The sequence below is a fragment of the Rathayibacter sp. AY1E6 genome (assembly GCF_002931115.1).
GTDB lineage: Bacteria > Actinomycetota > Actinomycetes > Actinomycetales > Microbacteriaceae > Rathayibacter.
On sequence record NZ_PSVK01000010.1, the window covers coordinates 50,954 to 60,162 of the forward strand.

Here is a 9,209-nt window from a genome sequence, read left to right on the forward strand (position 1 = left end):
CCGGGTGCGCCCCGACGATCGCCGCTCAGCCAGCCCTTCCAGACAGGAGAGAACGATGACCTCGTCCGACACCACCACCACAGGCGCCCCCCGATCGAGCGGGCGCATCGGCCTCTGGCTGATCGGGGCCCGGGGCAGCGTCGCCACCACGGCCGCCGTGGGCCTGCACGCCATCGCCGCCGGAGCCGCGCCCAGCTCGGGCTGCGCCACCGCGACCCCCGCCTTCGAGGACGTCCCGCTCGCCGGGTTCGCCGACATCGTCATCGGCGGCCACGACGTCTCGCCGACCCCGCTGCTCGAGAAGGCCACGGGCCTCGCGGCCGGTGGCATGTTCCCGACCTCGGTCGTCGCCGAGGTGGCCGACCGGATCGACGCGACCGACGCCGAGATCCGCCTCGCCCCCTCCGACGCCGCGTCGCAGCAGGAGGAGATCGACCGCCGGGCCGCCGACATCGTCGCCTTCCGCGAGCGCCACGGCCTCGCCCGGGTCGTCGTGATCGACGTCGCCTCGACCGAGGTGCTGCCGGCCGACCGTCCCGAGTTCCACGACCTCGCCGCTCTGCGCGCCGCCCTGGCGCGTCCGGGCGAGCGCCTCCTGCCGCCGAGCTCGATCGCCGCCCTCTCGGCCGTCGTCGCGGGCGCGGCCTACGCCTGCTTCACTCCCTCGACCGCGCTGGCTCTGCCGGCCCTGGAGGAGTGGGCCGCCGAGGCCGGGATCCCGATCGCCGGCCAGGACGGCAAGACGGGGGAGACCCTGCTCCGCAGCGTGCTCGCGCCGATGTTCACGGCGCGCGGGATGCGCGTGCTCTCGTGGGCGGGGGCGAACCTCCTCGGCGGCGGCGACGGGCAGACCCTCGCCGACCCGGAGGCGGTGCGCTCGAAGCTCGTCTCGAAGAACCGCGGACTCCGCAGCCTCCTCGGCGACGACGTCGTCACTCCGCTCCACATCGACAACGTCCCGGACCTCGGCGACGTCAAGACCGCCTGGGACCACGTGCACGCGGAGGGCTTCCTCGGCTCGCGGATCACGGTGCAGACGATCTGGTCGGCGTACGACTCGGCCCTCGCGGCGCCGCTGATCCTCGACCTCGCCCGCCTGCTGGCGCTCGCGGACGAGGCCGGCGTCTCGGGCCCGGTCGGCGAGCTCGGCTTCTTCTTCAAGGACCCGTGGGGCAGCGACGTGCACGGGTTCGCCGAGCAGACCGCGGAGCTGGTGGCCTGGTCCGCCCGCACCGGCGCGCTCGTCGCCGAGCGCCGCACCCCGGTGACGAGCGGGACGCGGAGCGATGGCTGAGCTGCGCGACTACCTCGAGCTCGTCCGCGCGAAGGCCGCGCTTACCGTGATCGGCGACACCGTCGCGGGCGGAGCGTGGGCGGGCCGCGGAGTGGGAGCGCGCACGGTCGCGCTCCCGCTGTCCTCCGCGCTGCTCTACTCGGCGGGCATGGCGCTCAACGACTACGCGGACGCCGAGCTCGACGCCCGGGAGCGGCCCGAGCGGCCGATCCCCTCGGGGCGCATCCGGCGCTCGGCGGCGCTGGGCACGGCGGCCGCGCTGACCGCGGCGGGGATCGTCGTGGCGGCCGTCGTGGACGGGCGGCGCTCGCTCGCGCTCTCGCTGCCGCTCGCGGCCGGGATCTGGTCGTACGACCTGCTCGCGAAGCCGACTCCGCTGGGCCCGGTCGTGATGGCGGCCTGCCGCGGTCTCGACGTGCTGCTCGGCGCGGGCGTCGACGGCGTGCGCGCGGCGGCCCCCGCCTCCGCCGCTGTGGCCGCGCACACGCTCGGCGTCACCGTGCTCTCGCGCGGCGAGGTGCACGGCACCACCCCGGTCGCGGCGGGTGCGGTCTCGGCCGGCACCGCGGCGATCGCGCTGTCCACCGCGGCCGGCGCTCTGGCCGAGCGCCGGGCCGCCCCCGCCGCGGTCGTCGCCGCGGGCCTCGGGCGCTGGCTCCTGCTCGTGCTCACCGCGCAGCTGCAGGCCGTGCGGACGCCGACGGCCGCGGCCGCGCGGACGGCGACCCGCGCGGGCATCACCGGGATGATCCCGCTGCAGGCCGCGCTCGCCGGTCTGAAGCGTCCCGAGCTGGGGGCGGCGCTGCTCGCGCTCGACGCGCTCGGCTCCCTCCTGCTCCGCCGCCCGCGGACGGCGGACATCACATGAGCGCCACCGGACCCGTCCTCGGCTACGGCACCAACGGCTTCGCCGACCACACCCCCGACGACGCGCTCACGGTGATCCACGCCGCGGGGTACCGCGCCGTCGCGCTCACCCTCGGGCACCCGCACCTCGATCCCTTCGCGGCCGACTGGCGCGAGCGGACGCTGGCGCTCCGGTCGCGGCTCGACGAGCTGGGCCTGCGCGTGGTCGTCGAGACGGGCGCGCGGTACCTGCTCGACCCGTTCGCGAAGCACCGCCCCACGCTGGTCGACGAGGAGGCCGGCCCCCGGGTCCGCTTCCTCGAGCGCGCGATCGAGATCGCCGCGCTGCTGGGCGCCGACGCCGTCTCCCTCTGGTCGGGGGTCGTGCCGGCGGGCGCGGATGCGGCCGCGGCCTGGCGGCTGCTCGTCGAGCGGATGCGCGGCGTCGTCGCGACGGCCGAGCGCCACGGCGTGCGGCTGGCCGTCGAGCCCGAGCCGGGGATGCTGGTGGAGACGGTGGCCGACGCGCTGCTGCTGCGCCGCGAGCTCGGCGACCCGGAGTCGGTCGGGCTGACGGTCGACCTCGGCCACTGCGTCGTGGTGGAGCCGGACGGCGTGGTCGGAGCCCTCCGCAGCGCCGGGGACCTGCTCCTGAACGTTCAGGTCGACGACATGCTCCCGGGGCGGCACGAGCACCTCGAGCTCGGCACCGGATCGCTCGACCTCGCGGCCGCCTTCGCGACCCTCGCCGAGATCGGCTACCGCGGGATCGCCGCCGTCGAGCTGCCCCGGCACTCGCACGACGCGCCCCGCCTGGCCGTGGCGAGCCTCGCGGCGATGGAGGAGGCGCTCGGCGGCGCCTCCTCGCACGCCGAGCACCCGTGGACCGCGGCCGCCCGTTCCGCCGTCCTCGAGCGCCCGTCGCGGATCGAGCGCTTCTTCCCCGCCGCGGGCCGCGAGGCCGGACGCGAGCCGCTCCGGCCCGCCGAGGACCCGCACGGCCTCGTCCACGGCACGCACGACGACGCGGCCCGCGCCGCCCTGGTGCAGGCCGCGGCGCAGGCGCTCGGCGACGACGACCTGGCCGCTCTCCTCCTCCGCCTCTACCGCGGCGGGGACGGCGCCGAGCGCCGCGGAGTGCTGGCCGGGCTGAACGCCCTCGGCGACCCGGGACGGGCGACGACCCTCGCCGGCCTCGAGCTGACCGCCGACGCCCTGCGCGCCAACGACACCCGGCTCGTCGCCGCGGCGATGGGCTCCTTCGCCCGCCGACACCTCGACGCGCACGCCTGGCGGCACGGGGTGCTCAAGCTCGTCTTCCTCGGCGTCCCGCTCGCAGCGGTCGCCGGGCTGGAGGAGCGCAGCGACGCCGAGCTGCGCGCGATGGCAGGCCGCTTCGCCGACGAGCGCCGCGCGGCCGGGCGCCCGCTCCCGGACGATCTGGCGGTGCTCCTGCCGAGCTGACCGCCCCCGCACGCCGCCCCGACCGCGGGGCACCACCACCGATGAGAAAGGCGCGACGATGCGCATCTTCGACCCGCACATCCACATGACCTCCCGCACCACCGACGACTACCAGGCGATGTTCGACGCCGGCGTCCGCGCGGTCGTCGAACCCTCCTTCTGGCTCGGCCAGCCGCGCACGAACGTCGGCTCGTTCACGGACTACTTCGACGCCCTGATCGGCTGGGAGCGCTTCCGCGCCGCGCAGTTCGGCATCCGCCACCACTGCACCATCGGGCTCAACCCGAAGGAGGCGAACGACCCGCGCTGCCGGGCGGTCCTGCCCGAGCTCGACCGCTACCTCGCCAAGGACGGCGTCGTCGCGGTCGGCGAGACCGGCTACGACTCGCTCACCCCCGAGGAGGACCAGGTCTTCCGCCAGCAGCTCGAGCTCGCCGGCGAGCACGGCCTCCCCGCGATGGTGCACACGCCGCACCGCGACAAGGAGTCGGGCACCCGCCGCACCCTCGAGGTCGTCGCCGACTCGGGGCTGGAGCCCGGGCGGGTCCTCGTCGACCACCTCAACGAGGTCACCGTCGACGCGGTCCGCGACTCCGGCTGCTGGATGGGCTTCTCCATCTACCCCGACACGAAGATGGACGAGACCCGCCTGGTGACGCTGGTCGAGCGGATCGGGCTGGACCGCGTGCTGGTCAACTCCGCAGCCGACTGGGGCCGCTCCGACCCGCTCACGACCGCGAAGACCGGCCGCCTCCTCCTCGTCGCCGGCTTCAGCGCGGGCGACGTGGACCGGCTGCTCTGGCAGAACCCGGTCGAGTTCTACGGGCAGAGCGGACGCCTGGACCTCTCGCCCGTCGCGGGCTTCGACGTGCAGGAGTCGGCCGGCCGCACCTTCGAGGGCAACTCCGTGCTCCGGGGCGCGCCGCGCGTGGCGGAGGTCGTGTGATGCACCTCTCCTACTGCACCAACGTCCATCCCGCCGAGGACCTGGCCGGAGTCGTCCGCCAGCTCGACGTCTACGCCGGACCCGCGCGCGTGGCCGCCGGGCTCGCCCTGGTCGGAGTCGGCCTGTGGATCCCGCGCGACCTCGCGGCCCGCCTGGTCGCCAGCGCCGAGGACCGCGCCGTCCTCCGCGCGGCCCTGCAGCGCAACGGCCTGGAGGTGCGCACGCTCAACGCCTTCCCGTACGCCGCGTTCCACGCCGAGGTCGTGAAGCTCGACGTCTACCGCCCCGACTGGACCACGCCGGAGCGCCTGCAGTACACGATCGACTGCGCGCGGATCCTGGCCGACCTGCTGCCCGCCGGCGCCGACGGCAGCATCTCGACGCTGCCGCTGGGCTGGCGCGAGGGCTGGGGGCGGGAGCAGGACGAGGCCGCCTGCCGGAACCTCGCCCGGCTCGTCGAGGAGCTGCGCGACCTGCGCCGCTCCACGGGCCACGCGATCCGCCTGGCGATCGAGCCCGAGCCCGGCTGCATCCTCGACACCGTGGACGACGTCGTCGACTGGCTGCACCCGCGCATCGGAGTGGTCGACCCGGCGTACGTGGGCGTGTGCCTCGACACCTGCCACCTCGCCGTCTCCTTCGCCGACCCGGCCTCGGCCGTCCGCCGCATCCGCGACGCGGGCCTGCGCGTGGTCAAGGTGCAGGCCTCGGCCGCGCTCCACCTGGAGGACCCCTCGGGCCGCGCCGCGCTCACCCCGTTCGTCGAGAAGCGCTACCTGCACCAGACCCGCGAGAACGGGATCGACGGAGTGCTCCGCGTCGACGACCTGCCTGAGGCGCTGGACACGCTCCCCGGCACCGGCCCGTGGCGCGTGCACTTCCACGTGCCGCTCCACCACCGGCCGGAGGCGCCGCTCTCGGCGACCACGGCCGTCCTGGCGGAGGCGGTCTCGGCGGTCGACGCCGCCTGGCCGTACGACGAGATCCACCTCGACGTCGAGACCTACACCTGGTCGGTGCTCGCCGACGCCCCGAGCGACCTCTCGACGGGCATCGGCGCCGAGCTCGCCTGGGCGGCCGCGCACCTGCTCACGCCCGCCTCCCGAGAGGCGCTGCTGGCGCCCCTCCTCCCGCAGGCGGCGGCGCTGTGAGGCCCGTGCTGCTGCTCGACGTGGTCGGGCTGACCTCGACGGCGCTCGCCGACATGCCCCGCCTCTCGCGGCTGGCCCGCGCGGGCGGGCGCCTGCCGCTGGACACGGTCCTGCCCGCGGTCACCTGCAGCGTGCAGTCGACCATGCTCACCGGCTCGATGCCCGCGCAGCACGGGATCGTCGGCAACGGCTGGTACTTCCGCGACCTCGGCGAGGTGCACCTGTGGCGCCAGCACAACCGCCTGGTCACGGGGGAGAAGGTCTGGGAGACCGCGCGCCGGCTGAGCGGGGAGCCGTACCGCGCGGCCAACATCGGCTGGTGGTACGCGATGGGGGCGACGACCGACGTCACCGTCACTCCGCGCCCGATCTATCACGCCGACGGCCGCAAGTCGCCGGACGCGTACGTGCGCCCGCCGGCGCTGCACGACGAGCTGGTCTCGCGCTTCGGCGCCTTCCCGCTGTTCCAGTACTGGGGGCCGACCGCGTCCCTCCGCTCGACCCAGTGGATGGTCGACGCGACCCGGCACGTGATGGCCGGAGACGGCTCCGGACCGCCCGAGCTGACCACGGCGTACCTGCCGCACCTCGACTACGACCTCCAGCGCTTCGGACCGGACTCGCCCGAGGCGCGCCGGGCCGCGTCGGAGCTCGACGTGGTGCTCGCTCCGCTGCTCGACGACGCGGAGGCGCTGGGCGCGTCGGTGATCGTGGTCGCCGAGTACGGGATCGCCGACGCCGACACCCCGGTCGACGTGAACCGGGCGCTCCGCCGCGAGGGCCTGCTCGAGGTCTACGTGCAGGACGGCCGGGAGCAGCTGGACCCGTGGACGTCGCGCGCGTTCGCCGTCGCCGACCACCAGGTCGCCCACGTCTACGTGCAGGACGCGGCGGACCTGCCGCGGGTGCGCTCGATCCTCGAGGGGCTCGACGGCGTCGACGAGGTGCTCGACCGGGAGGCGCAGGCCCGCTACGGCCTCGACCACGAGCGCTCGGGCGAGTTCGTCGTGGTCGCCCGGCCGGGGGCGTGGTTCACCTACTACTACTGGCTCGACGACGACCGCGCGCCCGACTTCGCCCGCGGCGTCGACATCCACCGCAAGCCCGGCTACGACCCGGCCGAGCTCTTCTTCGACCCGGCCGACCCGCTGGTGAAGGCGAAGGCGGCGGGCAACCTCGCCAAGAAGGCGCTGGGGCTGCGCTACGCGATGAACCTGGTTCCCCTGGACGCGTCGCTCGTGCGCGGCACGCACGGGAGGCTGCCGTCCTCGTCGGCGGACACTCCGCTCGTGCTGGCCTCGGACGCGGACCTGCTGCCGGCCGGAGCCGCGTCGCTCCCGGCCACCGCGATGCGCGACCTGGTGCTCGCGGCGCACGGCCCGGCCCTCGCGAAGGAGGCGTCGGCGCTCGCGCGCTGAGGGAGGGGACGCCCGGCGGCCTGCGCCCGTGTACGGGCCGTCGGGCGTCGGGGGCTCAGCCGAGGTCGCCGCGGACCTCGCGAGCTCAGGCGAACTCGCCGCGGGCCGCCGCGGGCTCAGGCGAGCTCGCCGCGGACCGCAGCGGGCTCAGGTCCTCGCCGCGGACCCAGCCGGGCGGCCGGGCGGCTCAGCGCGGCACGAGCCCGGTGAGCCGCGCCGTCAGCCGCTCGACGGGGCCGGCACCGAGGAACCGCCACCACAGCACGGCGGCCGTGCACAAACCGAGCACGAGGGCGAGAGCGGCGAGCGGAGTGTCGGCGGAGTAGCCGAGGCCTGCCCGCGCGAGCGCTGCGACGAGAGCCACCTGCAGCACGTAGACCGAGAGCGCGAGCGTGCCGATCGCCCGGAGCGGCACCAGCAGCCGCTGGACAGCGGTGGAGCGCGACGTGGTCATCAGCACCACCGCGACGTAGGCCAGGAGCACGAGCCCGAGGTCGTGCAGGGTGTCCGGGAGGCTGCCGGAGGGCGACTCCACGCCGAGCAGGAGCGCGACCAGCGGCCGCACCGGATACGCGACGACCGCGACTGCCGCGAGCACCGGCAGCAGCCGGTCCCGCTGCGCGCCGTGCCGCAGCAGCAGGGCTCCGAGGAGGAAGAAGGGGAGCAGGTTGGTCGCGCGGTAGCTCGGCCCGGTGAAGAGCCAGAGGGCGAGCGGAGAGCCGGATGCGGCGGCGGCGACCGCGGCGTTCACGGGCCCGGCGGCGAGCGCGAGCACAGCGGCCAGCGCGGCGATCGTCCGGGAGCGGACGAGCAGCAGCGGCGTGCCGAGCACGAGCACGACGCCGAGGTACTGCAGCACGATCGCGATCCAGCTGCCCCAGGTCTCGAGCCAGACGCCGAGCGCCACGAGCACCGCGCCGCGGATCGCGTTCCGCAGCAGCACCCGCCCGGGCGAGGCACCGGGCCGCGCGAGCACCAGGGCCGCCGACATCCCCATCACCAGCGCGAACAGCGGCGACGCGAGATCGTTGACGTTCCACGCCAGGAACCCGACCACTCCCGTGCGCGCGCTCGGCACGAGCGGCATCGCGTGCGCGACGAGCATGGCCGCCACCGCCACTCCGCGCAGCACGTCGGGGGCGACCAGTCGGTCGTGCCGGAGTCGCGGAGCCGTCGCAGTCATCCCGCGAGAGTAGGCGCGCCCCCGCCGCCGCGCCCCGCGCGAGCGCACCTCGCGCCACCGGCCGCCCGCCGGGCCGTCCGCCGGGCCGTCGGCCGGGGCGCCACCCGCTCCGCCGACGTGCGCTGCTGTCCGCTCCCCTCCGTCGGCCGGGGCCTCCGGCCGCCCGCTCCCAGCCGTCGCTGACCGGCCGCGGCGCCGCCCGCCCCGCCCGCGTGCGCTGCTGTCCGCTCCGCTCCGTCGGTCCGGGCCTCCGGCGGCCCGCTCCCACCCGTCGCTGACCGGCCGCGGCGCCGCCCGCTCCGCCGACGGGCGCTGCTGTCCGCTCCGCTCCGTCGGCCCGGCCTCCGGCCGCCCGCTCCGATCCGTCGCTGACGGCCCGTTCCGTCCTCCCGCACGGGCCGTTCGTGACGGATCGACGCCCGGCGCCCTCCGGCAGGCCCGCGCTCGCTCCGCATGCGGCGCCCAGTCGCGCCCGGCCCGCTCCGATCCGTCGCGGACGGCCCGTCCTGCGCTCCTCCGCAGGCCGTGAGCGACGGATCAGCGCCCGCCCGCGCCGCCGCCTCGCGCGGATCCCCGCCGCAATGCCCCGTCCGTGCCCTCGGCCTGCTCCGATGCGGCACGAACGGCTCCTTCCGTCCTCCCGAAGCGACCGTTCGCGACCCCTCGGCGCCCGTTCGTCCGTACGCGCGCCCGCGCCGCCGCCTCGCGCTCGGCGCCGCCGCGACGTCCCGGCCTGCTCCGATGCGTCGCGAACGGCTCCTTCCGTCCTCCCGAAGCGACCGTTCGCGACCCCTCGGCGCCCGTTCGTCCGTACGCGCGCCCGCGCCGCCGCCTCGCGCTCGGCGCCGCCGCGACGTCCCGGCCTGCTCCGATGCGTCGCGAACGGCTCCTTCCGTCCTCCCGAAGC

General features: G+C 76.1%; 7 protein-coding genes. 6 read left to right on the top strand and 1 reads right to left on the bottom strand.

Translation table 11 applies throughout. The features are described from left to right. Positions 1-55 precede the first annotated feature (55 nt). The 6 genes from C5C46_RS10135 to C5C46_RS10160 are packed head-to-tail and all read left to right on the top strand — an operon-like array spanning position 56 to position 7,119. The gene (locus C5C46_RS10135; protein WP_104226602.1) at positions 56-1,294 is read left to right on the top strand and encodes an inositol-3-phosphate synthase; all 1,239 of its coding nucleotides are present in this window, start codon (positions 56-58) and stop codon (positions 1,292-1,294) included. Next, a complete protein-coding gene (locus C5C46_RS10140; protein ID WP_219812291.1) occupies positions 1,287-2,162 on the top strand; it encodes an SCO3242 family prenyltransferase in 876 nt (291 codons plus the stop codon). The genes C5C46_RS10135 and C5C46_RS10140 overlap by 8 nt, the downstream gene beginning before the upstream one ends. After that, entirely contained in the window at positions 2,159-3,604 is a 1,446-nt protein-coding gene (locus tag C5C46_RS17255; RefSeq protein ID WP_104226603.1) for an EboA domain-containing protein, read from the top strand. Before C5C46_RS10140 ends, C5C46_RS17255 begins: the two co-directional genes overlap by 4 nt. A gap of 58 nt (positions 3,605-3,662) precedes the next feature. Continuing rightward, the gene (locus C5C46_RS10150) at positions 3,663-4,550 is read left to right on the top strand and encodes a TatD family hydrolase (protein ID WP_104222466.1); all 888 of its coding nucleotides are present in this window, start codon (positions 3,663-3,665) and stop codon (positions 4,548-4,550) included. Continuing rightward, positions 4,550-5,701, top strand: a complete 1,152-nt coding sequence (gene eboE, locus C5C46_RS10155; RefSeq protein WP_104226604.1) for a metabolite traffic protein EboE — start codon at positions 4,550-4,552, stop codon at positions 5,699-5,701. The genes C5C46_RS10150 and eboE overlap by 1 nt, the downstream gene beginning before the upstream one ends. Continuing rightward, on the top strand, positions 5,698-7,119 hold the full coding sequence (locus C5C46_RS10160; RefSeq protein WP_104226605.1) for an alkaline phosphatase family protein: 1,422 nt from the start codon (positions 5,698-5,700) through the stop codon (positions 7,117-7,119). The genes eboE and C5C46_RS10160 overlap by 4 nt, the downstream gene beginning before the upstream one ends. A gap of 187 nt (positions 7,120-7,306) precedes the next feature. On the opposite strand, the gene C5C46_RS10165 is transcribed toward C5C46_RS10160, so the two are convergent. Continuing rightward, entirely contained in the window at positions 7,307-8,302 is a 996-nt protein-coding gene (locus C5C46_RS10165) for a DUF418 domain-containing protein (protein ID WP_104226606.1), read from the bottom strand. Positions 8,303-9,209: the final 907 nt, after the last annotated feature.

Excerpts from the sequence above, each read along its gene's own strand:
- C5C46_RS10135 (WP_104226602.1), top strand. The coding sequence starts at position 56 with ATGACCTCGTCCGACACCACCACCACAGGCGCCCCCCGATCGAGCGGG.
- C5C46_RS10140 (WP_219812291.1), top strand. The coding sequence starts at position 1,287 with ATGGCTGAGCTGCGCGACTACCTCGAGCTCGTCCGCGCGAAGGCCGCG.
- C5C46_RS17255 (WP_104226603.1), top strand. The coding sequence starts at position 2,159 with ATGAGCGCCACCGGACCCGTCCTCGGCTACGGCACCAACGGCTTCGCC.
- C5C46_RS10150 (WP_104222466.1), top strand. The coding sequence starts at position 3,663 with ATGCGCATCTTCGACCCGCACATCCACATGACCTCCCGCACCACCGAC.
- eboE (WP_104226604.1), top strand. The coding sequence starts at position 4,550 with ATGCACCTCTCCTACTGCACCAACGTCCATCCCGCCGAGGACCTGGCC.
- C5C46_RS10165 (WP_104226606.1), bottom strand. The coding sequence starts at position 8,302 with ATGACTGCGACGGCTCCGCGACTCCGGCACGACCGACTGGTCGCCCCC.